Source organism: Arthrobacter sp. GAS37 (assembly GCF_044908325.1).
Taxonomy (GTDB): domain Bacteria; phylum Actinomycetota; class Actinomycetes; order Actinomycetales; family Micrococcaceae; genus Arthrobacter; species Arthrobacter ramosus.
Genome location: NZ_JBIYDB010000002.1, coordinates 219,460 through 244,744, shown reverse-complemented (window position 1 = coordinate 244,744; position 25,285 = coordinate 219,460). Strand labels below are relative to the sequence as shown.

Annotated in this window: 21 protein-coding genes; 17 read left to right on the top strand and 4 right to left on the bottom strand. The window is 63.8% G+C overall.

Features of this window, described 5'->3' with window-relative positions; genetic code table 11:
• Window positions 1–6 precede the first annotated feature (6 nt).
• Window positions 7–2,553, bottom strand: a complete 2,547-nt coding sequence (locus ABH924_RS03360; protein ID WP_404496865.1) for a DEAD/DEAH box helicase — start codon at window positions 2,551–2,553, stop codon at window positions 7–9.
• A 57-nt stretch (window positions 2,554–2,610) separates the two neighbouring features.
• Here ABH924_RS03360 and ABH924_RS03355 point away from each other — a divergent pair, with 57 nt between their 5' ends.
• The 17 genes from ABH924_RS03355 (at window position 2,611) to ABH924_RS03275 (ending at window position 22,016) form a co-directional block, all read left to right on the top strand.
• The gene (locus tag ABH924_RS03355; protein ID WP_404496863.1) at window positions 2,611–3,390 is read left to right on the top strand and encodes a trans-aconitate 2-methyltransferase; all 780 of its coding nucleotides are present in this window, start codon (window positions 2,611–2,613) and stop codon (window positions 3,388–3,390) included.
• A 136-nt stretch (window positions 3,391–3,526) separates the two neighbouring features.
• Window positions 3,527–5,269: an ABC transporter ATP-binding protein gene (locus tag ABH924_RS03350; protein WP_404496861.1), complete on the top strand. Its 1,743-nt coding sequence runs from the start codon at window positions 3,527–3,529 to the stop codon at window positions 5,267–5,269.
• Entirely contained in the window at window positions 5,266–7,152 is a 1,887-nt protein-coding gene (locus ABH924_RS03345) for an ABC transporter ATP-binding protein (RefSeq protein ID WP_404496859.1), read from the top strand. The genes ABH924_RS03350 and ABH924_RS03345 overlap by 4 nt, the downstream gene beginning before the upstream one ends.
• Window positions 7,139–7,516 carry a GntR family transcriptional regulator gene (locus ABH924_RS03340; RefSeq protein ID WP_404496857.1) on the top strand — a complete coding sequence of 126 codons (378 nt, stop codon included), beginning with the start codon at window positions 7,139–7,141 and terminating at the stop codon, window positions 7,514–7,516. The genes ABH924_RS03345 and ABH924_RS03340 overlap by 14 nt, the downstream gene beginning before the upstream one ends.
• Window positions 7,517–7,581: 65 nt before the next feature.
• Window positions 7,582–10,509, top strand: a complete 2,928-nt coding sequence (uvrA, locus tag ABH924_RS03335; protein WP_404496856.1) for an excinuclease ABC subunit UvrA — start codon at window positions 7,582–7,584, stop codon at window positions 10,507–10,509.
• A gap of 100 nt (window positions 10,510–10,609) precedes the next feature.
• Window positions 10,610–11,326 carry an HAD hydrolase-like protein gene (locus tag ABH924_RS03330; protein ID WP_404496854.1) on the top strand — a complete coding sequence of 239 codons (717 nt, stop codon included), beginning with the start codon at window positions 10,610–10,612 and terminating at the stop codon, window positions 11,324–11,326.
• Window positions 11,313–11,981 carry a lysophospholipid acyltransferase family protein gene (locus ABH924_RS03325; RefSeq protein WP_404496852.1) on the top strand — a complete coding sequence of 223 codons (669 nt, stop codon included), beginning with the start codon at window positions 11,313–11,315 and terminating at the stop codon, window positions 11,979–11,981. Before ABH924_RS03330 ends, ABH924_RS03325 begins: the two co-directional genes overlap by 14 nt.
• Before the next feature lie 58 nt (window positions 11,982–12,039).
• Window positions 12,040–14,037 carry an excinuclease ABC subunit UvrC gene (gene uvrC / locus ABH924_RS03320; protein ID WP_404496850.1) on the top strand — a complete coding sequence of 666 codons (1,998 nt, stop codon included), beginning with the start codon at window positions 12,040–12,042 and terminating at the stop codon, window positions 14,035–14,037.
• 87 nt (window positions 14,038–14,124) lie between these two features.
• On the top strand, window positions 14,125–15,048 hold the full coding sequence (rapZ, locus tag ABH924_RS03315) for an RNase adapter RapZ (RefSeq protein ID WP_234749478.1): 924 nt from the start codon (window positions 14,125–14,127) through the stop codon (window positions 15,046–15,048).
• On the top strand, window positions 15,048–16,064 hold the full coding sequence (yvcK, locus tag ABH924_RS03310) for a uridine diphosphate-N-acetylglucosamine-binding protein YvcK (protein WP_234749476.1): 1,017 nt from the start codon (window positions 15,048–15,050) through the stop codon (window positions 16,062–16,064). Before rapZ ends, yvcK begins: the two co-directional genes overlap by 1 nt.
• Before the next feature lie 9 nt (window positions 16,065–16,073).
• Window positions 16,074–17,054, top strand: coding sequence for a DNA-binding protein WhiA (gene whiA, locus ABH924_RS03305; protein WP_133202987.1), 981 nt, complete (start codon window positions 16,074–16,076; stop codon window positions 17,052–17,054).
• A gap of 109 nt (window positions 17,055–17,163) precedes the next feature.
• Window positions 17,164–17,787: a superoxide dismutase gene (locus ABH924_RS03300; protein ID WP_059389282.1), complete on the top strand. Its 624-nt coding sequence runs from the start codon at window positions 17,164–17,166 to the stop codon at window positions 17,785–17,787.
• A 284-nt stretch (window positions 17,788–18,071) separates the two neighbouring features.
• Window positions 18,072–19,082 carry a type I glyceraldehyde-3-phosphate dehydrogenase gene (gene gap, locus ABH924_RS03295; protein ID WP_234749471.1) on the top strand — a complete coding sequence of 337 codons (1,011 nt, stop codon included), beginning with the start codon at window positions 18,072–18,074 and terminating at the stop codon, window positions 19,080–19,082.
• A gap of 9 nt (window positions 19,083–19,091) precedes the next feature.
• A complete protein-coding gene (locus ABH924_RS03290) occupies window positions 19,092–20,318 on the top strand; it encodes a phosphoglycerate kinase (RefSeq protein WP_404496848.1) in 1,227 nt (408 codons plus the stop codon).
• Between the two features lie 82 nt (window positions 20,319–20,400).
• Window positions 20,401–21,216 carry a triose-phosphate isomerase gene (tpiA, locus tag ABH924_RS03285; RefSeq protein ID WP_404496846.1) on the top strand — a complete coding sequence of 272 codons (816 nt, stop codon included), beginning with the start codon at window positions 20,401–20,403 and terminating at the stop codon, window positions 21,214–21,216.
• A 47-nt stretch (window positions 21,217–21,263) separates the two neighbouring features.
• Window positions 21,264–21,521, top strand: a complete 258-nt coding sequence (gene secG / locus ABH924_RS03280) for a preprotein translocase subunit SecG (protein WP_234749463.1) — start codon at window positions 21,264–21,266, stop codon at window positions 21,519–21,521.
• A gap of 99 nt (window positions 21,522–21,620) precedes the next feature.
• The gene (locus ABH924_RS03275; protein ID WP_404496844.1) at window positions 21,621–22,016 is read left to right on the top strand and encodes an RNA polymerase-binding protein RbpA; all 396 of its coding nucleotides are present in this window, start codon (window positions 21,621–21,623) and stop codon (window positions 22,014–22,016) included.
• Here ABH924_RS03275 and pgl read toward each other — a convergent pair.
• The 3 genes from pgl to zwf are packed head-to-tail and all read right to left on the bottom strand — an operon-like array spanning window position 21,969 to window position 25,281.
• Window positions 21,969–22,787 (bottom strand): 6-phosphogluconolactonase, encoded by an 819-nt coding sequence (gene pgl / locus ABH924_RS03270; protein WP_404496843.1) that lies wholly within the window; start codon window positions 22,785–22,787, stop codon window positions 21,969–21,971. The genes ABH924_RS03275 and pgl overlap by 48 nt on opposite strands.
• 8 nt (window positions 22,788–22,795) lie before the next feature.
• Complete coding sequence (locus tag ABH924_RS03265) at window positions 22,796–23,719, bottom strand: glucose-6-phosphate dehydrogenase assembly protein OpcA (RefSeq protein WP_234749456.1); 924 nt, start codon at window positions 23,717–23,719, stop codon at window positions 22,796–22,798.
• The gene (gene zwf, locus ABH924_RS03260; protein ID WP_404496841.1) at window positions 23,716–25,281 is read right to left on the bottom strand and encodes a glucose-6-phosphate dehydrogenase; all 1,566 of its coding nucleotides are present in this window, start codon (window positions 25,279–25,281) and stop codon (window positions 23,716–23,718) included. Before zwf ends, ABH924_RS03265 begins: the two co-directional genes overlap by 4 nt.
• Between the last annotated feature and the right edge of the window lie 4 nt (window positions 25,282–25,285).

Sequence of the window (25,285 nt, the reverse complement as noted above, 5' to 3'; positions counted from 1 at the left end):
AGGCGCCTAGAGGCGGTTGACCGAGGTCACCTTGACCACGGCGGTGCCGCTCTCGTCGGAGGCTGCCAGGTCCACTTCGGCGGAAACGCCCCAGTCATGGTTGCGGGCCGGATCATCGAAAATCTGCCGCACCCGCCAGATACCGGGTTCCTCCGTGATCATGAGGAGTCCCGGGCCCCGGGCGTCGGGGCCGGTTCCGATGTCGTCGTGTTCGTCGAAGTAGTCGTCCAGAGCGTCTTCCCAGCGCTCCGTATCCCAGCCGCTGCCGGCGTCGAGCTCGCCCAAGGCGGCCGCGTCCTCGTCCGCGAACAACTCAACACGCCGGAACATTTCGTTGCGGACCATGACCCTGAAGGCGCGGATGTTGGACGTGAGCGACGGCGGTGGGGGAGGCGGAGCGTCGTGCGGCCTCGGGGCCACCCCGGAGGTGAGCTCTTCCCACTCATCGAGGAGGCTGGAGTCGACTTGGCGGACCAGTTCACCCAGCCAGGCGATGAGGTCCTCGAGGTCTTCGCGGAGCGAGTCCTGAGGGACCGTCTGACGCAAGGCCTTGAAGCCATCGGCCAAATACCGCAGGACGATCCCCTCGGAGCGGGCCAGCCCGTAGAACTGGACGAACTCACCGAAATTCATGGCGCGCTCATACATGTCCCGGACCACCGACTTGGGAGCCAGCTCAAAGTCGCCCACCCAGGGAGCGGCCTTGCGGTACACCTCGAACGCTTCGCCCAGGATCTCCGCGAGGGGCTGCGGGTAGCTGACCTCTTCAAGCATCGCCATGCGCTGGTCGTAATCAATGCCGTCGGCCTTCATCGCGGCGACGGCCTCGCCGCGTGCCTTCTTCTGCTGCGCAGAGAGGATCTGCCGGGGCTTCTCCAGTGTCGCTTCGATTACGGACACTACATCCAAGGCGTACGACGGCGACTCCGGATCCAGGAGCTCAAGCGCGGCAAGGGCAAACGGTGAAAGGGGCTGGTTCAGGGCGAAGTTGGCTTGCAGATGAACGGTCAGCCGGACGGAACGGCCTTCTTTCATCTGCTCGGCTTCGGGAATGCGTTCAACCACTCCGGCTGCCAACAGCTCCCGGTAGATACTCAGGGCCTTCTTCATGAGCTGCAGTTGGGCGGGCCGTGCCTCGTGGTTTTCGGTGAGCAGACGGCGGGCAGCGGCAAACGGGTCGCCGGGGCGCTCCATCAAGTTGAGCAGCATTGCATGCGTCACGGTGAAACTCGAGGTCAACGGGTCCGGCACGGACTCCACCAAACGGGTAAAGGTGGGCTGCCCCCACGAGACGAAGCCTTCCGGCGGCTTCTTCCGCACGACTTGCCGCAGTTTCTTCTGGTCGTCACCGAACTTCGCGGTGGCCTTAGCCATCGCCTTCGCGTTCTCCACCACGTGTTCAGGAGCCTGCACCACAACGGTTCCGGCAGTGTCATAGCCCGCGCGGCCCGCGCGGCCCGCGATCTGGTGGAATTCCCGGGAGTTCAGCAGGCGGGTGCGGACGCCGTCGTACTTGCTGAGCGCCGTCAGGAGGACTGTACGGATGGGAACGTTGATCCCGACCCCGAGCGTGTCGGTGCCGCAGATGACCTTCAAGAGTCCTGCTTGTGCCAATTGCTCCACGAGGCGGCGGTACTTGGGCAGCATGCCCGCGTGATGGACGCCGATGCCGTGGCGGACCAGCCGGTTCAGGGTCTTGCCGAAGCCGGCGGCAAACCGGAAACCGGCGATCAGCTCGGCAATCTTGTCCTTCTCCTCTCGCGTGCACATGTTGACGCTCATGAGGTTCTGGGCCCGCTCGATAGCCTCGACCTGGCTGAAATGCACCACGTACACGGGAACCTGCTTGGTGCTCAGCAGTTCCTCAAGGGTTTCGTGGACCGGCGTTTCCTGGAAGTAGTAGTGCAGCGGGATGGGCCGTTCGGCCGAACTGACGGTGGTGGTGGACCGTCCGGTGAGTTCGCTCAGGCCGGTTTCGAAGCGGCTGACGTCTCCCAGGGTGGCCGACATCAACAGGAACTGGGCCTGGGGGAGTTCCAGGAGCGGCACTTGCCACGCCCAACCGCGCTGGGGATCAGAGTAGAAGTGGAATTCGTCCATGATGACCGTGCCAAGCTCGGCTTCCTTGCCTTCGCGCAAAGCGATGTTGGCGAGGATTTCGGCGGTGCAGCAAATGATCGGGGCATCCTGGTTGACTCCCGAATCACCGGTGATCATGCCAACGTTCTCGGCCCCGAAAATCTCGCAGAGGGCGAAGAACTTCTCGGAGACCAGGGCCTTGATGGGGGCGGTGTAGTAGCTGCGCAAGCCGCGGGACATCGCCTCGAAGTGTGCGGCGATCGCCACAAGGGACTTTCCGGAACCGGTGGGGGTTGCCAGGATGACGTTGGAGCCGGACGCGAGTTCCATGATGGCCTCGTCCTGGGCAGGGTAGAGCTGAAGCCCGCGGCTCTCCGTCCATTCGACGAAGCGTGTGTAGATTTCATCCGGGTCAACGCGTCCGCCGCCCGATCCGGCGTTGGATGTTACCGGGAGCTGCTCAAGAAGTTTCATTGCCTTCCAGCTTAGTGTGGGTGGAGCAGACCACGGAGACCGATGATGGAGGATGCAGTGAAGTGGGATCCAGCCAAGTACGTCGAGTTCGGCAATCACCGCGACCGGCCGTTCTTTGACCTGACCTCGAGGATTCTGGCGGAGGACCCTCGGCGCGTCGTGGATCTGGGCTGCGGTCCGGGGAACTTGACGGCGACCCTCGCGACGCGATGGCCCGGTGCCGCCGTCGTCGGGCTCGACTCCTCAGCCGAAATGCTGGCCAAAGCCCAACTCCTCGCTGCCGCGCAACCGGGCCTTTCGTTTGTGCACGCCGACATTGCCGGGTGGACACCGGAAGCGGAGACCGACGTCGTGGTCAGCAACGCAGCGCTGCAATGGGTTCCGGGCCACTTGACGATGCTCGCCGCGTGGCTCGAAGCGCTGAAACCGGGCGCATGGTTTGCTCTCCAGGTCCCCGGAAACTTCGTTGCGCCTTCCCACGTGCTCATGCGCGAACTGGCCGGTTCGGCGGAATGGTCCGGAAGGCTGTCCGGTGTGCTCCGCCATGACGACGCTGTCGGGGAACCGGCCGACTACCTGCGGATCATGCTCGACGCCGGATGCGACGCCGACGCGTGGGAAACCACCTACCAGCAACTTCTGCCGGGAGCCGATCCTGTGCTGGAGTGGGTGCGGGGGACCGGCCTGCGTCCCGTGCTCGCCGCCCTCCCCGAAGACGAAGCGCGCGCCTTCGAAAACCAATACGCAGCCGCGCTCCGCGAGGCCTATCCACGGGACCGGCACGGGACCGTTTTTGCCTTCCGTCGGATTTTTGCGGTGGGACAAAAGCGGGGCTGAGCGGGCCCAAGTCCACAGGACCCCGGAAGTGCCGCCATTACAAGGTTTCGCACTGTGATCTGAACTACAATGGCAACGCGATCGCGGGGCGGCATTGTGGAATCCGCTGCTCCGGAGGCCAACGATTGGAGGCAGTGTGCTGGCATCTTTGTTGTTGCAGCGCCTCGCCCCCTTCAAGGCACACGTGCTGGCCATCGTTCTCCTGCAGCTTGTCCAGACCGGCGCCACACTCCTCCTGCCCACCTTCAACGCCAAGATCGTCGACGACGGCCTTGTCGCCGGGAACAGCGAAGTGATCCTGCGCCTGGGCGCCTGGATGCTGGTTCTCACGGTCATCCAGGTGCTTGCCGCCGTGCTGGCCGGCTACCTTGGAGCGATTGTCGCCATGAAGATCGGCCGAGGGCTGCGGCAGGAACTCTTCGACAAGATTCATTCCCTGCCGGACCAGGACGTCGCAGCCTTCGGACCGGCCAGCCTCGTGGTCAGGACCACCAATGACGTCCTGCAACTGCAGAACATCACGGTCCTCGTTTTCAGCATGCTCGTGGCAGCGCCCGTCATGGGCATCGGCGGCGTGATCCTGGCAGTCGAACAGGACGTGGCCCTGTCCTGGATCGTTTTCGCTATCGTTCCCGTGCTGCTGGTCATCATGTTGCTGATTGTCCGCAAGCTCGTCCCGCTGTACCGCGAAGGCCAAGGCTTGGTGGACCGGATCAACGGCGTGCTCCGCGAACAGATCCTGGGGACCGCGATCATCCGGGCCTTCGTCCGCCAGCCGTTTGAGATGAAACGGTTCGAGGCCGCCAACGACGCACTGACAAAGAACAACCTCCGTTCTGCCCGGATCGTCGCGGCCATGCTTCCGCTCGTCATGACCGTGGTCAACCTCTCTTCCGCGGGCGTGGTCTGGCTCGGCGGCCACCGCATCATCGCCGGAGACATGCAGCTGGGTGCGCTCACTGCATTCATCGCCTACATTATGCAGATCCTCCTCGCGATCATGATGGCAATGTACGTGTTAAGCACGGCGCCCCGCGCGGCTGTCAGCGCTGAACGCGTCACCGAAGTGCTCAATACGGACTCTGAAAAGGTCCTGCCTGGAAACACTGCCGGCGAAATGGTGGCCCGTCCTTCGGCGGAAGGCCTGCGCTTCGACAATGTCGTTTTCGCTTACCCGGGAGCCGAAACCCCCGTTGTGGAAAGCATCACCTTCCACGCGGCTCCGGGAACCACGACGGCGGTCATCGGCTCCACGGGAAGCGGCAAGTCGACCATCGTGAGCCTTGTGCCGAGACTGCTTGAGGCGAGCAGCGGAACCATCTCGCTCAATGGCCGGGACATCGCCACCGTTCCCCTCGGCGCCTTGCGCAACCAGCTCGGCGTCGTGCCCCAGGAGACCTGGCTGTTCCGCGGAACCATCGCCGAGAACCTGCGGATTTCACTGCCGTCCGCGACAGATTCGCAATTGTGGCATGCCCTTGAGACGGCCCAGGCCGCGGATTTCGTGAACGAGTTGCCGCAAGGACTGGAAACCACGTTGTCCCAAGGGGGCGCCGGTCTCTCGGGCGGTCAGCGACAGCGCTTATGCATAGCCCGTGCAATCCTGCGCCCGGCATCTGTCTACCTCTTTGACGACAGCTTCTCGGCGCTGGACACAGTGACGGAAGCAAAGCTCCGCGCCGCGCTTGAACCGGAACTCCGCGGGGCAACCGTCATCATCGTCGCCCAGCGCGTCAACTCCGTGGTGTCGGCGGACCAGATCCTGCTCATCGATGACGGCCGCCTGGTGGCAAAAGGAACTCATGACGAACTTCTAGAGTCCTCGGTGACCTACCGGGAAATCGTGGCGTCCCAGCTGGAAACGGAAGAAGCCGCATGAGCAGCGAAGACGGGCACCACGCCGTCACAGCGAAACCATCGCGGTCGCTCCTCCGCCTGGTGGGCTTGATGAAGCCCGCCCGGGGCATCATGACCGCGGCGATCCTGTGCATCTGCGGCTTTGTCACGCTCAATGTCGCCGCCCCCAAAATACTTGGCGACGCCACCGACGTCATCGCGGCCGCCGTATTTGGCGCGCAATTCGACGCCGGGCGCTTCGTCTTCCTGCTGCTCGTGGCCGCAGGCATGTATTGCGTCACCTCGCTGCTCAGCTGGGCGCAGGGCCGCCTCAACGCCCTCGCCGTGCAGCGGCTCGCATACGACCTCCGGGAAGCCGTGGAAGCGAAACTGCACCGGCTTCCGCTGGCCTACTACGACGGCCGCACCCGGGGCGACGTCCTGAGCCGGGCCACGAACGACCTCGACAACGTGTCGCAGACGCTCAACCAGCTCCTGTCCCAGCTCCTGACCTCAACGCTGATGGTCATCGGCTCCCTCGCGATGATGCTGCTGCTTTCGCCGCTCCTCGCCGTCGTGTCCCTACTGGCTGTTCCTCTATCGGCCTTGGCGTCGATAGTCGTGACCCGACGCTCGCAGAAATACTTCGTCGGGCAGTGGGAAGCCACAGGGGACGTGAACTCCCTCGTGGAGGAGACAGCTACCGGTCATGAGACCATCAAGCTTTTCAACGCCCAGTCGTCGATGGCGGTCCGCTTCGCTGACCACAACGACGGCCTGTACGCCGCCAGTTCCAAGGCACAGTTCGCTTCAGGGTTGCTTGTACCCCTCATGGCTTTCGTGTCGAACGCCAGCTACGTGGGGGTTGCGATTGTTGGTGCACTCCAGTTCCTCGCCGGGGCGATGAGTATCGGCGGCATCCAAGCGTTCATCCAATTCAACCGGCTCTTCAGCCAGCCGCTGGGCCAGATCGGCGGAATGGCCCAGGTCTTGCAGTCCTGCGCAGTTTCCGCCAGCAGGGTCTTCGAGCTGTTGGACGCCGCCGAATTAACAGGGGAGCCGTCGGAACAGGGCTCTGGCGCGCGCGCCGACGGTTCAAGCTTTGAGGCCCCTGCGGGGAGAGTTGCCTTCGAACGCATCTCCTTCAGCTACCGGCCGGATGCCCCCCTGATCGAGGACCTGTCCTTCCACGTGGAACCGGGACAGACAGTGGCCATTGTCGGGCACACCGGAGCGGGGAAGACCACCCTGATCAGCCTCCTCATGCGTTTCCATGAACTCGGCTCCGGAAGGATCACGATCGACGGCGTGGACATCGCCGGCATGGGACGTGACGCACTCCGCCGGAATTTCGGCGTCGTCCTCCAGGATCCGTGGATTTTCACGGGCACCATCCGGGAGAACATCGAGTATGGACTTCCGGGCGCCAGCGAGGCAGACATCGTGGCCGCAGCCGAGGCGAGCCATGTTGATCACTTCGTCCGCTCGCTGCCCAACGGATACTCAACCATGCTCAGCAACGGAGGCGAACCCCTCAGCCAGGGCCAGAGGCAATTGCTGAGCATCGCACGCGCACGGCTCTCGGGCCGCCCCATTCTGATCCTGGACGAGGCGACAAGTTCGGTGGACACCCGCACGGAAGTCCTCATCCGCCAAGTAATGCACAGGCTGCGGAGCAACAAGACGTCATTCGTCATTGCACACCGCTTGTCCACTATCCGCGACGCTGATCTAATTCTCGTCATGGACCACGGACGGATCGTTGAACACGGCACCCATCATTCGCTGTTGCAGCTTGGCGGGCACTATGCCCGCTTGCACGAAGCACAGTTTGCCGCCGGAGGTGGCGAACTCGCTGCGATGCCGGTGAAGTCAGCGAAGCACCGCGCCGAGCAAGGGGAGAGGGAAGCAAATGAGCCCGCTTGAGTTTCCGGGTTCGTGGCGTCCCAATCAGTCCAGCACCGTCGCCCTGTATGAACAGCTTCGGCTCCGCATCATCGAGTTGGCCGACGGCGGCACCCTGGCTGTCGGTACCAAACTTCCCGCGGTGCGCACCTTGGCTGAACAGTTGGATGTCGCCCCCCACACGGTGGCCCGGGCCTACAAGGAACTCGAAGCTGCCGGGGTAGTGGCCACCCGTGGCCGCAATGGAACGGTCGTGTGCGCCCGGGATGACCGCTGGAGCGCATTGGCAGCCGTGGCTGCGAGCTACTCGGCGGCGGCCAAAGCGCAGGGTGCCAGTTTCGCGGAGGCTGTGCAGCTTCTTGCAGCGGCCTACGACGCCGATTGATACCCGTCGGTAGGCTGCGGGAAGCCACATGGAAATTCGAAGAAGTTTTCGATTAGCATTAGTGGGTGCCTAAAGCCGTAGCTGAAGTCCCCGCCGTCGAATCCTTCGCAAGCGTTTCCGCGCATCAACCTGCCACGCCCGTAAGACATGACCTGTCCCGGCTCGTGGTCAAGGGAGCGCGTGAACACAACCTGCGCAACGTCGATCTCGACCTTCCCCGTGACGCCATGATCGTTTTCACGGGCTTGTCAGGATCAGGTAAGTCGTCCTTGGCCTTCGACACCATCTTCGCCGAGGGCCAGCGCCGGTACGTGGAATCATTGTCGGCCTACGCCCGCCAGTTCCTGGGCCAAGTGGACAAACCGGACGTGGATTTCATCGAGGGCCTTTCCCCGGCGGTCTCGATCGACCAGAAGTCGACGAGCAAGAACCCTCGTTCCACGGTGGGCACCATCACCGAGATCTACGACTACATGCGCCTTCTCTGGGCACGTGTCGGCCGGCCGCATTGCCCGGTGTGCCACGAACCGATCACGCGCCAGACGCCGCAGCAGATCGTTGACCAGTTGCTGGAACTCGAATCCGGCACGCGCTTCCAGATTCTTGCCCCGGTGGTCCGCGGACGCAAGGGCGAATTCGTCGAGCTCTTCAAAGAGCTCACCGCCAAGGGATACTCACGCGCCCGGGTGGACGGAGATCTCGTCCAGCTGAGCGATCCGCCCAAGCTCGGCAAGCAATTCAAGCACTCCATTGAAGTGGTCGTGGACCGGCTGGTGGTCAAGGAAGGGATCAGCCAACGGCTGACCGACTCGATCGAAACCGCGCTCGGACTTGCGGAAGGCCGCGTACTGGTCGAGTTCGTGGATCTCGACGCCGAAGACCCCGCACGGATCCGGGCCTTCTCCGAAAACCTTGCGTGCCCCAATGAGCACCCGTTGGCCATCGACGAAATCGAGCCTCGCTCCTTCTCGTTCAACAACCCCTTCGGCGCATGTGCGGCCTGCAGCGGTATCGGCACCAAGCTCGAAGTCGATGAAGAATTGGTCGTCCCCAACCCGGAACTTTCCTTGAACCAGGGGGCCATCGCGCCTTGGTCGCTGGGTACTGCCACCACGGAGTACTGGAACCGGCTCCTGGATGGCCTGGCCTTGGAGCTCGACTTCTCCATGGACACCGCTTGGGAGAAGCTGCCGCAGGAAGTGCGGCAGACCGTGCTGTACGGCAAGGACCACAAGGTCGTCGTCCAGTACCGCAACAGGTTCGGCCGGGAGCGCAAGTACAGCACCGGCTTCGAAGGCGCCATCCAGTACGTCCACCGCAAGCACGGCGAAACGGACTCCGACTGGGCACGCGACCGCTACGAAGAGTACATGCGCCAGGTTCCTTGCCCCGCATGCAACGGTGCCCGGCTTAACCCGGCGTCGCTTTCCGTGTTGATCAACGGCAAGTCCATCGCTGAGGTGGCGGCCCTTCCGATGCGTGACTGCGCCGATTTCCTCGGCAGCCTTACGCTCACCGACCGCGAGGCCCAGATCGCCCACCAGGTTCTCAAGGAGATCCAGGCGCGCCTGACATTCCTCCTGGACGTCGGGCTCGAATACCTGAATCTGGAACGGCCGTCCGGGACCCTGTCCGGCGGTGAAGCCCAGCGCATCCGCCTTGCCACGCAGATCGGCTCCGGCCTGGTCGGCGTCCTGTATGTCCTGGACGAGCCGTCCATCGGGTTGCACCAGAAGGACAACCGCCGCCTCATCGAAACGCTCACCCGGTTGCGCGACCTCGGCAACACGCTGATTGTCGTCGAACACGACGAAGACACCATTCAGGAGGCCGACTGGGTAGTGGACATCGGACCTGGCGCCGGCGAGCACGGTGGCCAGGTGGTTCATTCCGGTTCCTACAAGGAACTCCTGGAAAACACGAACTCGCTGACCGGCGACTACTTGTCCGGGCGACGCAAGATCGACATCCCGGCCAAGCGGCGCAAGTATGACAAGAAGCGCGAGCTCAAGGTCATCGGCGCACGCGAAAACAACCTGAATAACGTTGACGCCACCTTCCCGCTGGGCCTCTTCACAGCTGTCACGGGCGTCAGTGGTTCAGGGAAGTCCACCCTGGTGAACGAGATCCTTTACAAGGTTCTCGCCAACAAGCTCAACGGTGCAAAGCAGGTCGCCGGGCGGCATCGTTCCGTGGCAGGCCTTGAGCACCTCGACAAGGTGGTCCACGTGGACCAGAGCCCTATCGGGCGGACCCCGCGTTCCAACCCCGCCACCTACACCGGCGTCTTCGACAACATCCGGAAGCTTTTCGCGGAAACCACTGAAGCCAAGGTCCGCGGATACCAGCCTGGCCGCTTTTCCTTCAACGTCAAGGGCGGCCGCTGTGAGGCGTGCTCCGGCGACGGAACCCTGAAGATCGAGATGAACTTCCTGCCGGACGTCTATGTTCCGTGCGAGGTGTGCCATGGCGCCCGGTACAACCGGGAGACCCTGGAGGTCCATTACAAGGGCAAGACCATCGCAGACGTCCTCAACATGCCCATCGAGGAAGGTGCCGAGTTCTTTGCCGCTTTCACCCCCATCGCCCGGCATTTGAACACCCTCGTCGACGTCGGTCTCGGCTATGTCCGGCTCGGGCAGCCCGCCACCACGCTTTCCGGTGGCGAGGCGCAGCGCGTGAAGCTGGCCTCGGAACTGCAGAAGCGTTCGAATGGCCGGAGCGTCTATGTCTTGGACGAGCCCACCACGGGGCTCCATTTCGAGGACATCCGTAAGTTGCTCATGGTGCTGCAGGGTTTGGTGGACAAGGGCAACACGGTCATCACCATTGAACACAACCTTGACGTCATCAAGTCCGCCGACTGGATTGTGGACCTTGGCCCCAATGGCGGTTCAGGCGGCGGGCGCATCGTGGCAACGGGCACGCCCGAACAGGTTGCCAAGTCCACGGAAAGCCATACCGCTACCTTCCTGGCGGAGATTCTCGGCTAGTCCTGTGTGAACGGCCGGGGAATATTTCGGTGGCGGTCCAAGTATTCCCTGGCCGGCATGTGAGTTTCAGGCATGCCTCAACTCGTGAGAAACTAACCCGGTGACTCAAACAATGGTGCCCGTAATCTTTGATCTGGACGGCACCCTTGTCGATCCTGCAGGTGGCATAACCGGCGGCATCGCCGCGGCCCTGGGCGAAATGGGCCTCCGTGTCCCGGAACAAGCCGTGCTGGAGTCCATGGTTGGACCCAAGCTCAGCGATTCCCTGGAACACATTGCCGGGGTTCCCGCGGGAAAAGTCGACGAAGTCATTGGGCTTTACCGCAGCTACTACCGTTCCGTGGGAATCGGTCAAAGCCGCCTCTATCCTGGTATCCGTGAGCTCCTGCAGTTCTTCGCGGAGTCGCGGCGGCCGGTTGCCGTGGCCACCCAGAAACCTCAAGGCTTGGCGCACATCGTGTTGGAGCACCACGGCATTGCCGGTTTCTTTGCATCCATCTGCGGTGCCCCGGACGACGAGTCAATGGCCGCCAATACAGCTCCGGGCAAGGTGGCGATCGTTGGTGCTGCGCTGGCCACGTTGCGTTCCCAGCCCGCGGTGATGGTCGGGGACCGCCACCAGGATGTTGCCGGTGCCATGGCCAACGGACTCGACTGCATCGGGGTCAGTTGGGGATTTGCGCCCGACGGCGAACTTCAGGAGGCAGGCGCCGTCGCCGTCGTGGACAACGCCGCGCAGCTGTTGAAGAAGATCGAAGAACTTGACGCTGTCCGCGCGGCGGCCCTGAGCGAGGTGCAGAACGATGGAAGCCTTTGATGTCATCCGCTGGACCACGCGCGGACTGATTTCCAGCACCTGCCGGCCCACGGTCATCGGGCTGGAAAACGTGCCCAAGGAAGGGCCCTTCATTGTGGCCCCGAACCATTTGTCCTTCCTGGACAGCGTGATTGTCCAGGCCTTGATGCCGCGCCCGGTGGGCTTCTTTGCCAAGGCCGAGTACTTCACGACCAAAGGCTTCAAAGGCCTCGCGATGAAGGCGTTCTTCCAGGCAGTTGGATCCATTCCGGTGGAACGCGGAGAGCAGGCAGCCAGCGTGCAGGCCCTCAAGACCCTCCTGGACATCCTGGAGAACGGACGCGGCATCGGTATCTATCCGGAGGGGACCCGCTCCCGCGACGGCTTGCTCTACCGCGGGCGTACCGGGGTCGGCTGGCTTGCCCTGACCACGGGGGCGCCCGTGGTGCCGGTTGGCCTCATCGGCACGGACAAGCTGCAGCCTGTGGACCGCAACACCGTTCGTCCGCTGCATTTCACCATGAAGGTCGGCGAGCCGCTGTACTTCGAGAAGACCGGTCCGGACCATTCCCTGCCTGCCAGGCGCGAAGTCACTGACAAGATCATGGATGCCATTGCGGTATTGAGCGGCCAGGAACGCTCCACCAGCTACAACCAGAGCAAGTCCGCGGAGTAGCTTCGGTGGGCTGGCCGGCCCGTACGGGGGAGTGCGATTCCCTTACTAGACTGGATCTGTGGCAGATCCAGCGAGTTATCGACCCCAGACGGGAGAAATCCCCACCACCCCCGGCGTCTATCGGTTCCGGGATCCGCACGGCCGTGTCATCTACGTGGGCAAGGCGAAGAACCTCCGCTCCCGGCTGAACTCATACTTCGCCAACCCTGCGGGTTTGCTGCCGAAGACGCATGCGATGGTGCACGCGGCCAGCAGTGTCGAATGGACGATGGTGGGCAGCGAGCTTGAGTCGCTTCAGCTCGAATACACCTGGATCAAGGAATTCAAGCCCCGCTTCAACGTCGTCTTCCGCGATGACAAGACCTATCCGTACCTTGCCGTGAGCATGGGGGAGAAGCTCCCGCGGGTCCAGGTCATGCGCGGGGAGCGACGCAAGGGCACCCGCTACTTCGGGCCGTACACAGCCGGGGCCATCCGCGAAACCATGGACACCCTGCTGCGGGTCTTTCCGGTCCGCAGCTGCAGTCCCGGCGTGCTGAAGCGCGCCCAGGCCAGTGGTCGGCCATGCTTGCTCGGCTACATCGACAAATGCTCGGCCCCGTGTGTCGGCCGTGTCACCGCCGAGGAGCACCGGGCCATTGCTGAAGACTTCTGCTCGTTCATGGGTGGCGAAGCGAAACGCTTCATCACCCGCCTCGAAAAGGATATGGGCGCCGCCGTCGCCGAGCTGGACTACGAACGGGCAGCGCGGCTTCGGGACGACATCATCGCCCTCCGCAAAGTGTTCGAGCGCAACGCCGTCGTCCTCTCCGAAGACACCGACGCGGATGTCTTCGCCCTGCACGACGACGACCTCGAGGCTTCCGTGCAGGTATTCCACGTCAGGGGTGGCCGGGTGCGCGGCCAGCGGGGCTGGGTCGTGGAAAAAGTCGAAGACGCCACCACTCCGGAGCTCATCGAGCACCTGCTGCAGCAGGTCTACGGAGAGGACAGTGACAACCAAGGCCGTATTCCGCGCGAAGTCCTCGTGCCGGAGATTCCCAGCAACCATCACGAACTGCTTGAATGGCTCGGCGGCCTCCGGGGCGCCAAGGTGGATATCCGGGTGCCGCAGCGTGGTGACAAGGCTGCCCTCATGTCCACCGTCCGCGAAAACGCCGAACAGGCGCTGAAGCTCCACAAAGTCCGGCGGGCGGGCGATATCACCGTGCGCTCCCTGGCGCTCCAGGAGCTTCAGGAAGCGCTCGATCTTCCCGTTCCGCTGCTCCGGATCGAGTGCTACGACATTTCCCATGTGCAGGGCACCAACGTCGTTGCGTCCATGGTGGTGGTGGAGGACGGCCTCCCCAAGAAGGCCGACTACAGGAAGTTCTCCATCACGGGTGCGGCGGCAAGCGACGACACCGCTGCGATGCATGACGTCCTTACCAGGCGCTTCAGGCACTACCTGCAGGATAAATCCGCCCAGCTTCCCAAGAGCGGAGAAGTTCCGAACCCCGGCGCCGGGGAGGCGTCGTCGTCGGATGATGCTGCCCTCACGGGAGCCAAGGCGAGATTCGCCTATCCGCCCAACCTCGTCGTCGTCGACGGCGGGCAGCCCCAGGTGAATGCGGCCGCGAGGGCACTCGCGGAACTGGGGATCGATGACGTCTACGTCGTGGGCCTGGCCAAGCGCCTCGAAGAAGTCTGGTTGCCGGACAGCGACTTCCCGGTGATTCTGCCCCGCACCTCCCAGGGGCTCTACTTGCTCCAGCGCATCCGCGACGAAGCCCACCGTTTCGCCATCACCTTCCACCGGCAGAAGCGTGGAAAGGCGATGACGGTGTCCGCACTCGACGGCGTTCCGGGCCTCGGCGAAGCCAAACGGAAGGCGCTCGTGGCGCATTTCGGCTCCCTCAAGAAGATCAAGGCCGCAACGGCCCTTGAGCTCACGGCCGCGAAGGGGATCGGCCCGGCATTGGCGGAAGCCGTCGTCAGCCATCTGGCGGCGGCCGGCGCCTCCGGAGAGGGCGCTCCTGCCGTGAACATGACCACCGGCGAAATCCTTGAAATTTAGCTAGGGTTATAAGCGGACCCCTCCTCAAGGGGTCCGCTTATGGAGCATCCCAGAAACTTTGGACCATCTCAGAAACGGGGACACTTGATGTCAGAGTCAACAGCAGGATCCGGCGCGGAGCAGGACGGTCTCATCCCCGTCAAGCCTGTCGAAGCGGAACTGCTGGTGGTGACTGGCATGTCCGGCGCAGGCCGCAGCACCGCCTCGGACGCCTTGGAAGACCACGGCTGGTACGTCGTCGAAAACCTCCCGCCGCAGATGCTGGGGACGCTTGCCGAAATCGTCTCGCACGCTCCCCAGTCCATCCCCAAGCTCGCCGTCGTCGTGGACGTGCGCAGCAAAGGCCTCTTCACCGATATCAGGACCGCGCTCGGCGCCCTCAGCGCCAGCGGAATCACCTTCCGCGTCCTCTTCCTCGATGCCAGCGACAACGTCCTGGTGCGGCGCTTTGAGCAGGGCCGCCGCCCGCATCCGCTCCAAGGTGGTGGCCGGATTCTGGACGGCATCGCGGCGGAACGCGACGTCCTGAAGGAACTCCGGGAATCGGCCGACGTGGTCCTGGACACGAGTACGTACAACGTCCACGGCCTGGCGACCGCCATCACCGAACTTTTCACCGACACAGGCCCGGTGGCGTTGCGCTTGAACGTCATGAGCTTCGGCTTCAAATACGGACTGCCCGTGGACGCCAACTTCGTGGCGGATGCACGCTTCATCCCCAACCCGCACTGGGTTCCGAAATTGCGTCCGCACACGGGACTCGACGCCGATGTCAGCGACTATGTGCTCGGAGCCGCGGGCGTGAAGGACTTCGTTGACCGCTACGTCCTTGCCTTGGAGCCTGTCCTCGACGGCTACCGGACAGAAAACAAGCACTACGCCACCATTGCTGTCGGTTGCACGGGCGGCAAGCATCGTTCGGTCGCGGTCGCCGTCGAACTTTCCAAACGGCTGGCGCAATATCCTCGGGTCACCGTCACCACAAGCCACCGCGATCTGGGTCGCGAATAATGGGGGTCCTGACCGGACCCCTGCCGCTGGTTCCACCGAAGGGCACCCCGGGCAGCCAGCCCGCCAAGGGCCCCTCGGTTGTGGCGCTCGGCGGCGGACACGGGCTTTCCGCGTCATTGTCGGCGTTGCGGCTCCTGACGTCCGAGCTCACCGCGATTGTCACCGTCGCCGACGACGGCGGATCCTCCGGACGGCTGCGCGAAGAGTACGGCGTCCTTCCGCCTGGCGATCTTCGAATGGCGCTGAGCGCCCTCTGTGACGACACCGATTGGGGGCGCACTTGGCGGGACGTCATGCAGCATCGCTTCAAGACCCCGAACGGTCGCCAAGGCTCCTTGGACCACCACGCCATGGGAAACCTGCTCATCGTGACCCTCTGGGAACTTCTGGGCGACGCCGTTGCGGGACTGAAATGGGCCGGCGCGCTTTTGGGTGCCCGCGGCCAGGTCCTCCCGATGTCCACTCAGCCGCTGAACATCGAGGGCGACGTCAGGGTGCCCTTGCCCGGGGGCGGGTACGAGTTCCAGGTCGTCAAAGGCCAGGCCAAGTGCGCCGTCGCCGGATCCCTTGAAAACGTCAGGCTCCTCCCGGAGGACGCGCGCGCCTGCATCGAAGCGCTGACTGCCATCGAGCTTGCCGACTGGATCATTCTGGGTCCCGGTTCCTGGTACACGTCCGTGCTGCCGCATTTGCTGCTGCCCGAAATGCGCCAGGCCCTGTGCGACACTCCCGCCAAACGCTGCCTCACCATGAACCTCGCCATGGACACCAAGGAAACCTCGGGGATGTCCGCCGCGGACCATCTGGATGCCCTGCGCCACTACGCGCCGGAGTTCAGTGTGGACGTTGTCCTGGCCGATCCGTCCTCGATATCGGACCTCGAGGAATTCGAACGCGCTGCCGGGATGATCGGTGCAGAGGTGGTCTTGGGTAAAGTGGGGGCGTCGAGCCGCCGTCCAGTCCACGACCCGCTGCGTCTGGCATCGGCGTATCACGATATCTTCGGGAATAGTTAGGAACATGCGATGGCACTGACCGCATCGGTCAAGGAAGAACTTTCCCGGCTGGACATCAAGAAGTCGTCCGTCCGCAAGGCCGAAGTCTCGGCCATGCTGCGTTTTGCCGGCGGACTGCACATCATTTCGGGCCGAATCGTGATTGAGGCAGAGGTTGACCTCGCCTCAACGGCGCGGAGGCTGCGTGCCGCGATCGCCGAAGTCTACGGGCACCAGAGCGAGATCATCGTCGTCTCCGGCGGGGGACTCCGCCGCGGTAGCCGCTATGTTGTCCGTGTAGTGCGCGACGGCGAAGCCCTGGCCCGCCAGACCGGCCTCCTGGACGGCAGGGGACGGCCTGTGCGTGGCTTGCCGTCCGCCGTCGTCAACGGTTCGGCGTCGGACGCGGAAGCTGTGTGGCGCGGCGCGTTCCTGGCTCACGGATCCCTCACCGAACCCGGCCGGTCCTCTTCGCTTGAGGTCACGTGTCCCGGGCCGGAATCGGCGCTTGCCCTGGTGGGGGCTGCCCGTCGCCTCGGCATCCAGGCCAAGGCACGGGAAGTGCGCGGCGTGGATCGCGTGGTGATCCGTGACGGTGACACCATCGCCGCGCTGCTCACCCGGATGGGCGCCCATGACGCCCTCATGGTGTGGGAGGAGCGCCGCATGCGGAAGGAAGTCCGGGCCACGGCCAACCGCCTCGCGAACTTCGACGACGCCAACCTGCGCCGCTCGGCCCAGGCCGCCGTCGCGGCCGGCGCCCGCGTGGACAGGGCCTTGGAAATCCTGGGCGACGACGTTCCGGACCACCTCAAATACGCCGGTGAACTCCGGGTGGCCCACAAGCAGGCCAGCCTGGATGAATTGGGCCGGCTTGCCGATCCTCCCATGACCAAGGACGCGATCGCGGGGAGGATCCGCCGGCTTCTGGCCATGGCAGACAAGCGGGCCGGCGACCTGGGGATCCCGGGTACCGAGGCAAATGTGACCCCCGAAATGATGGACGAATAAAGCTCCCGCCCTAGAATCGTCAGGGTGTGGATTTCCGGCCGGTTCGCCGGCCGGATGAACAAAACGAGAGTTACCAACCGGACCCCGGTCCACTACATTGGAGGATTTCGTGACAGAGTACGTACTGCCCGAGCTCGGCTACGACTACGCAGCACTTGAGCCACACATTTCGGCGAAGATCATGGAGCTGCACCACAGCAAGCACCACGCTGCCTATGTAGCAGGCGCCAACAACGCATTGGCCCAGTTGGCCGAGGCCCGCGACAAGGGCGACTTCGCCAACATCAACCGCCTCTCCAAGGACCTCGCGTTCCACACCGGCGGCCACATCAACCACTCCGTGTTCTGGAACAACATCTCCCCGGACGGCGGCGACAAGCCCGAGGGCGAGCTGGCTGCAGCCATCGACGACGCCTTCGGCTCCTTCGATGCATTCCGTGCCCAGTTCTCGGCAGCCGCGCTCGGCCTGCAGGGATCCGGCTGGGGCTTCCTCGCCTACGAGCCCATAGGCGGCAACCTCCTCATCGAGCAGCTCTACGACCAGCAGGGCAACGTCGCAGTCGGCACCACGCCGCTGCTCATGCTGGACATGTGGGAGCACGCTTTCTACCTGGACTACGTGAACGTCAAGGCTGACTACGTCAAGGCCTTCTGGAACATCGTCAACTGGGCCGACGTCGCGAAGCGCTTCGAAGCGGCCCGCGCGAACGCCACCGGGCTGATCGTTCTCTAGGGAACTCCGTCCCGAATCGGTGTGACGCGGAATACACAAGGATGTAACAAACTTCACATTCAGGTGAATTTCGCCCAAATACCGGATTGTCTGCCCCCGCAGTTGCGGGGGCAGACGTAGTTAAACGTAAGATGGGTCACGGAAGGCGGTTAGCCTTCAGCAATGTGGCTGGTCGCCCTCCGATCTGATAATCACTTCTGCCCAATGATGTGCGGGAATTGTTAGTTGGAATCAAGATCCGACTCACTAGGTGTGCTTGCAAGAGCACCAAGGAGACTGAAATAGTGACCACCCGTATTGGTATCAACGGCTTTGGCCGCATCGGCCGCAACTACTTCCGCGCAGCACTCGCCCAGGGTGCCGACCTCGAAATTGTTGCGGTCAACGACCTCACGAGTCCCGAGGCACTTGCCCACCTTTTGAAGTACGACTCCGTCGGCGGTCGCCTGACCGAGTCCGTTGAAGTCAAAGAGGGCAACCTTATTGTTGACGGCAACATCATCAAGGTCCTTGCAGAGCGCGATCCTGCGAACCTCCCCTGGGGCGAACTGGGCGTCGACATCGTCATCGAGTCCACCGGCTTCTTCACAAAGGCTGCCGCAGCACAGAAGCACATCGATGCAGGTGCCAAGAAGGTCCTGATTTCCGCTCCTGCTTCGGACGAAGACATCACCATCGTCATGGGCGTCAACCACGAGCTCTACGACCCCGCAGCACACCACATCATTTCCAACGCTTCCTGCACCACCAACTGCCTCGGCCCGCTGGCCAAGGTCGTCAACGACGCCTTCGGCATCGAGCGCGGCCTCATGACCACGATCCACGCCTACACGGCAGACCAGAACCTGCAGGACGGCCCCCACAGCGACCTTCGCCGTGCCCGCGCCGCAGCGATCAACATGGTTCCCACCTCCACGGGTGCTGCCAAGGCGATCGGCCTCGTCCTTCCGGAGCTGAAGGGCAAGCTCGACGGCTACGCCATCCGCGTCCCGGTCCCGACCGGTTCCGCCACGGACCTGACCGTCACGGTTTCCCGCGAAGTGACCGTTGAGGAAGTCAACGCAGCACTCAAGGCAGCTTCCGAGACCGAGCAGTTCAAGGGCATCCTCAGCTACACGGCAGATCCGATCGTCTCTTCGGACATCGTCGGCGATCCCTCTTCTTCGATCTTCGACTCCGGCCTCACCAAGGTCATCGGCAACCAGGTCAAGGTTGTTTCCTGGTATGACAACGAATGGGGCTACTCCAACCGCCTCGTTGACCTCACGGAGCTCGTCGCATCCAAGCTGGGCTAGGGTAGACACATGACTTCTCACACCCTCAACGAACTGATCGCTGAAGGTGTCCGCGGGCGGTACATTCTTGTCAGAAGTGACCTGAATGTGCCGCTCGACGGCTCTACAGTGACCGACGACGGCCGCATCAAGGCCTCTCTCCCGGTCATCGAAAAGCTCTCGGACGCCGGTGCCCGCGTGCTCGTCACAGCCCACCTGGGACGCCCCAAGGGCTCTCCCGAGGCCAAGTATTCGCTCAAGCCCGCAGTAGTGCGGCTGGCGGAGCTCGCCCCATTCAAGGTCCAGCTCGCGGAAGACACCGTTGGTGAGTCCGCCAAGGAGCTTGCCGGGTCGCTGGGCGACGGAGACGTCCTCGTCCTGGAGAACGTCCGCTTCGACGCCCGCGAAACCAGCAAGGACGACGCCGAGCGCGGCGCCTTCGCCGATGAACTCGTGGCGCTGACCGGTGACAACGGTGCTTTCGTGGATGACGCCTTCGGTGCCGTCCACCGAAAGCACGCCAGCGTGTACGACGTCGCCACCCGGCTTCCTTCCTACCAGGGGGACCTCGTCCACACCGAGGTGGAGGTTCTGCGCAAACTCACCACGGATACCCAGCGCCCGTACGTCGTGGTTCTCGGCGGCTCCAAGGTCTCGGACAAGCTCGCCGTGATCGACAACCTCCTGGGCAAGGCTGACACCATCCTCGTCGGGGGCGGAATGCTCTTCACCTTCCTCGCAGCGGTTGGTCACAAGGTCGCAGGCAGCTTGCTTGAAGCTGACCAGATCCCCGTGGTCCAGGACTACCTCAAGCGCGCTTCCGACGCCGGCACCGCCTTCGTCATCCCGACCGACGTCGTGGTAGCCAGCCGCTTCGCCGCTGACGCTGAACACGAAGTGGTCGCCGCGGATGCGATCGAGGACAGCGCATTCGGTGCTTCCGGCATTGGCCTGGACATCGGGCCGGTATCCGCAGCGGCTTTCGCCGAGCAGATCAAGGCCGCCAAGACCGTGTTCTGGAACGGCCCCATGGGCGTCTTTGAATTCGAGGCCTTCTCGGACGGCACCCGTGCCATTGCCCAGGCTTTGACCGAGACGACGGCATTCACTGTGGTGGGCGGCGGCGACTCCGCAGCGGCCGTCCGGACCCTCGGCTTTGAGGACTCCCAGTTCGGACACATTTCCACCGGTGGCGGCGCCAGCCTGGAATACCTTGAAGGCAAGGATCTTCCCGGCCTGAGCGTTCTGGACCGCTAAGGCTACACGGCCGGCGGGGCGCCCTTCCTGGAAGGAAAACGCCCCGCCGGCTTCCCTATCTCAACGCATCTTTGGAGCACACGTGACAACTTCTGCCAACGGAAACTTCATCCGCAAGCCCTTCATTGCCGGCAACTGGAAGATGAACATGGACCACGTCCAGGGCATCACCTTGCTGCAGAAGCTGGCATGGACCCTCTCCGACGCCAAGCACGATTACAGCCGGGTGGAGGTTTCGGTCTTCCCGCCGTTTACCGACCTCCGCGGTGTGCAGACCCTCGTTCAGGGCGACGAGCTGCACGTCGTCTACGGCGGACAGGACCTTTCGCAGTTCGACTCCGGAGCCTACACCGGCGATATCTCCGGCCAGTTCCTCAACAAGCTCGGTTGCGCCTATGTCCTGGTGGGCCACAGCGAACGCCGCACCATCCACAACGAGGACGACCAGGTCCTCAACGCGAAGGTCAAAGCCGCTTTCCGCCACGACGTCACGCCGGTCCTGTGTGTCGGCGAGGGCCTTGAGGTCCGCCAGGCCGGCACCCACGTGGAGCACACGCTGGCCCAGTTGCGCGCCGGCGTCGAAGACCTGACCGCAGATCAAGCAAGCGAACTGGTTGTCGCCTACGAGCCTGTCTGGGCCATCGGGACGGGCGAAGTCGCGGGTCCCGAAGACGCGCAGGAGATGTGCGCCGCGATCCGTTCGGAGCTCGCATCCTTGTTCGACGATGCAGTGGCCGCAAAGACCCGCCTCCTCTACGGCGGTTCGGTCAAGGCCAACAATGCGGCAGCGATCATGGCCGAAAGCGACGTCGACGGTCTGCTGGTGGGTGGCGCGAGCCTGGACCCCGCCGAGTTTGCTAACATTGTCAGGTTCGAGAGCCACCTCAGCGCGGCTTAGTCCGTTTTAGGTTCCGCTCCCGTTTTCCGTTCTTCTGAAAGGCCGTCGTGGACGTTCTTCAAGTCATTCTGCAGATTCTGCTGGGCATTACCAGCCTTCTGCTGACGCTGCTCATCCTCCTCCACAAGGGGCGTGGCGGCGGGTTGTCCGATATGTTTGGCGGTGGCATGAGCTCAGGATTGAGTTCTTCAGGTGTCGCAGAGCGAAACCTCAACCGCTTCACCATCGTCTTGGGCTGCACTTGGGGCGTCGTGATCATTGGACTTGGCCTCATCATGCGTTTCACCACAGGCGGAGACTCCTAGCACTGCCGCCGTCAGAGCCTCGCACTCGAGGTGTCCTCTCATTAGACTAGGCTGCATGGCCTTCACCGCCATGCAGCCGAACTCTCAAGGGGATCGACGATGGTTCATGGTACTTCTGGATTCCGGGGCACACGGGCCGGCGTAACAGCTGGATCGGCCCCGAGAAACCAACCCGACTCTGTAGTTGGCGAAAGCTTGCCGCGTATTCGTGTTCCCTATTGGTGCGCCAAGGGACATGAAACGCGGCTTGTTTTCGTTAAGCTCCCCGAAGATCAAATCCCGATCCGATGGGACTGCCCGAAATGTGGCCTGGTCGCCGTCCGCGATCAGGACGAGGCCACCATGGAACGTGCGGACGAAGAAGTCTTCAAGAGCCACCTGGACTACGTTAAAGAAAGACGCTCCAGCCAGGACGCGGAAATTGTCCTGGCCGGAGCGCTCAAGCGGCTACGCGCCCGCGGGGTCCTTACGGATGAGCTGCTGGGGGACACGTGAGGCTGCATTCTCATCGATAAGCCATAGGGTCCTCGAGCGGCCACTAGGTCCGGAGGCGGGAACCTGGACCGGGTTGGCCCCGGCGAGGGCGAGTCCCACGGCTCCGGCCTTGTCCTCGCCTGCCACGACCATCCAGATTTCCTGGGCGGAGTTGATGGCGGGCAAGGTCAGCGAAATCCTCGACGGCGGTGGTTTGGGGGAGTTCTCGACCCCCACGACCGTACGGTCCTTCACGCGGATACCCGCTTGCTCCGGGAAGAGCGAGGCAACGTGCGCATCCGGGCCCACACCGAGCAGCAGGATGTCGAAACGAGGCAACTCGCCGGCCTCCTCGGGACGATTGTCCGAAGTGTCCGCGGCGTGCTCGGCTTCGGCAGCAGCCTTGAGGCGGGCCGCGTAGTCCGCTGCGGCCTCGTCCGCGGTGGCGAACTCATCCGATGAACCCGGTTCGTGCACGCGGTCCGGGTCCACCGGCAGGCTGGAGAGGAGTGCCTCACGCGCCTGTACGGTGTTGCGGTCCGTGCTGTGCTTGCCAACGAAGCGCTCGTCACCCCACCAGAAGTTCACCCGGGACCAGTCAACGGCGGGCGCCGCAGGCGAGTCGGCAACCGCTCTCAGGGTGCCGATGCCCACGGTTCCTCCGGTGAGGACCACCGTGGCTTCGCCGTGCTTGTCCTGGACGTCCACCAGCTTGGTAATGAGCCGTGCTGCGATCGCGGCCATAAGGACGGCGGAATCGGGATGGATGCTTACTCTTGGGTCAGCGCTCACTGGGACGGTCACTCCTTGCTATTGGTTCGGGGCAGTCCCATAGTAATCACTTCTCCGAAGACATCGTCCGGATCAAGTCGGCGCAGTTCTTCGGCGAGGCAGTCCCGCAGGCTGCGGCGCGGCAGTGAAATCCGCTGGGCGGGCTGGCCCGGCTGGGTCAGTTCCGCGATGGTCAGGCCGGGACGGACCAGCTGGACGTCGCCGGTGGCGCGGCTCAGCCGCACCCTGCGGATGCCTGTTCCTGCCGGGTCGGCGACGATCTGGACCGGTGCGTCGAGGAACAGGGTGAGCCAGGCGGCCAGCAGCAGGGTGCTGGGTGAGTCCGAAGCGCCCTCGACGGCGATGGCCGTGACGGGCGACTCGTCGACCTGGTCCAGTGCTGCCGCGAGCTGCAGGCGCCAGTTGGTCAGGCGTGTCCAGGCGAGGTCGGTGTCGCCTGCCCGGTACGTTTTCCGGATCCGGGCCAGCGCTGCTGCGGGGTCGGCCTCGTTGGCGGAGTCCGTGATGCGGCGGTGTGCGATGCGTCCGATGGAGGTCTCGCAGGCGTTCTCGGGTGCTCCATGCGGCCACCAGGCCACGATCGGCGCATCGGGCAGAAGCAGTGCCGCGACGAGGGATTCGCTCTCCTTGGCGAGCTCACCGTAGCCGCGCAGCACGATCACCTCTGATGCGCCGGCGTCGCCGCCCACCCGGATCTGGGCGTCGAGGCGGTTGGGCGCTTCGCTGCCGGCGTCCGCGAGGACGATGATGCGGCAGGGGTGTTCGCGGCTGGCCTCGTTGGCTGCCTCGATGGCTTCTTCCTCGAGACCGGACTTCGTGACGACGACGAGGGTCAGGACGCGTCCGAGGGCGATCACGCCTCCCTGCTCGCGCAGGGAGGTGATCTTCTTGGAGATCTTGGAGGTGGTGGTGTCGGGAAGATCTACGATCATGGCCTTCTCCAGGTTCGTCCGTCGCGGGCAAGCAGCTCGTCGGCCGAGGCCGGGCCCCAGCTGCCGGGGGCATAGGGTTCGGGTTGTTCGTCGAGTCCGGCCCAGTATTCTTCGAAGGGGTCCAGGATCTTCCAGGACTCCTCGACTTCCTGGTGCCGCGGGAAGAGCGGGGGCTCGCCCAGCAGCACGTCCAGGATGAGGCGTTCGTAGGCCTCCGGGCTGGACTCCGTGAACGAGTGTCCGTAGCCGAAGTCCATGGTGACGTCGCGGACTTCCATCTGCGTGCCCGGGACCTTGGAACCGAAGCGGATGGTGGCGCCCTCGTCGGGCTGGACCCGGATGACCACGGCGTTCTGGCCGAAGTCGTCCTCGCCGTGGCCGCGGAAGAGCAGGTTGGGTGCCCGCTTGAACACCACCGCGATTTCCGTGACGCGCCGGCCCAGCCGTTTGCCGGCCCTCAGGTAGAACGGCGCGCCGGCCCAGCGCCGGGTGTTGATGTCCAGGCGGATGGCCGCGAAGGTTTCCGTCTTGGAATCGGCCGGAATGCCTTCTTCCTCGAGGTAGCCCTGGACCAGTTCCCCGCCCTGCCAGCCGCCGGTGAACTGCCCGCGGGCCGAGTGGGTGGAGAGGTCTTCGGGGAGCCTGACCGCGGCCAGGACCTTTTCCTTTTCGGCACGCAGGTCATCGGCGTTGAAGGAGATGGGCTCCTCCATGGCCGTCAGGGCCAGGAGCTGCAGCAGGTGGTTCTGGATGACGTCGCGGGCCGCCCCGACGCCGTCGTAGTATCCCGCCCGGCCACCGGTGCCGATGTCCTCGGCCATGGTGATCTGGACGTGGTCAACGTAGTTGGCGTTCCACAAGGGCTCGAACAGCTGGTTGGCGAAGCGCAGCGCCAGGATGTTCTGCACCGTCTCCTTGCCAAGGTAGTGGTCGATCCGGAACACGGAATCGGGCGGGAAGACGGACTCGACGATGTCGTTGAGCTTGCGCGCGGACGCCAGGTCGTGACCGAAGGGCTTCTCGATGACCACCCGGCGCCATTGGGCGTCGCCGGCCTGCGCGAGCCCGTGCTTGGAGAGCTGTTGGCAGACCTGCTCGAAGGCCTTGGGCGGAATGGACAAGTAGAAACCGTGATTCCCGCGCGTGCCGCGGGTCTCGTCCAGTTCGTCAAGGGTGGCGCTGAGGCGCTTGAACGCCTGGTCGTCGTCGAACTCTCCCTGGACAAAGCGGATGCCCTCGGAGAGCTGGTTCCAGACGGCGTCGTCGAACGGGGTGCGGGAGTGCGCCTTGACGTTCTCCTTGACCTCGTCCGCGAAATCCTCGTTGCTCCAGTCCCGCCGGCCGAAGCCGACGAGCGCGAAGCTCGGCGGCAACAGCCCACGGTTGGCGAGGTCGTAGACCGCCGGCATGAGTTTCTTACGGGCAAGGTCACCGGTGACTCCGAAGAACACCAATGACGAAGGCCCTGCGATGCGGTTCAGGCGCCGGTCCCGAGGATCCCGGAGGGGATTGCGGCGACTTGCCTTTCCGGTGGACCTGTAACCGATTTCAGTTTCTGGCATGTTT

Bases quoted from the DNA above. Each gene is read 5' to 3' on its own strand.
- ABH924_RS03360 (WP_404496865.1), bottom strand. From the start codon at position 2,553: ATGAAACTTCTTGAGCAGCTCCCGGTAACATCCAACGCCGGATCGGGC.
- ABH924_RS03345 (WP_404496859.1), top strand. From the start codon at position 5,266: ATGAGCAGCGAAGACGGGCACCACGCCGTCACAGCGAAACCATCGCGG.
- ABH924_RS03340 (WP_404496857.1), top strand. From the start codon at position 7,139: ATGAGCCCGCTTGAGTTTCCGGGTTCGTGGCGTCCCAATCAGTCCAGC.
- ABH924_RS03325 (WP_404496852.1), top strand. From the start codon at position 11,313: ATGGAAGCCTTTGATGTCATCCGCTGGACCACGCGCGGACTGATTTCC.
- rapZ (WP_234749478.1), top strand. From the start codon at position 14,125: ATGTCAGAGTCAACAGCAGGATCCGGCGCGGAGCAGGACGGTCTCATC.
- yvcK (WP_234749476.1), top strand. From the start codon at position 15,048: ATGGGGGTCCTGACCGGACCCCTGCCGCTGGTTCCACCGAAGGGCACC.
- whiA (WP_133202987.1), top strand. From the start codon at position 16,074: ATGGCACTGACCGCATCGGTCAAGGAAGAACTTTCCCGGCTGGACATC.
- ABH924_RS03290 (WP_404496848.1), top strand. From the start codon at position 19,092: ATGACTTCTCACACCCTCAACGAACTGATCGCTGAAGGTGTCCGCGGG.
- ABH924_RS03275 (WP_404496844.1), top strand. From the start codon at position 21,621: ATGGTTCATGGTACTTCTGGATTCCGGGGCACACGGGCCGGCGTAACA.
- ABH924_RS03265 (WP_234749456.1), bottom strand. From the start codon at position 23,719: ATGATCGTAGATCTTCCCGACACCACCACCTCCAAGATCTCCAAGAAG.
- zwf (WP_404496841.1), bottom strand. From the start codon at position 25,281: ATGCCAGAAACTGAAATCGGTTACAGGTCCACCGGAAAGGCAAGTCGC.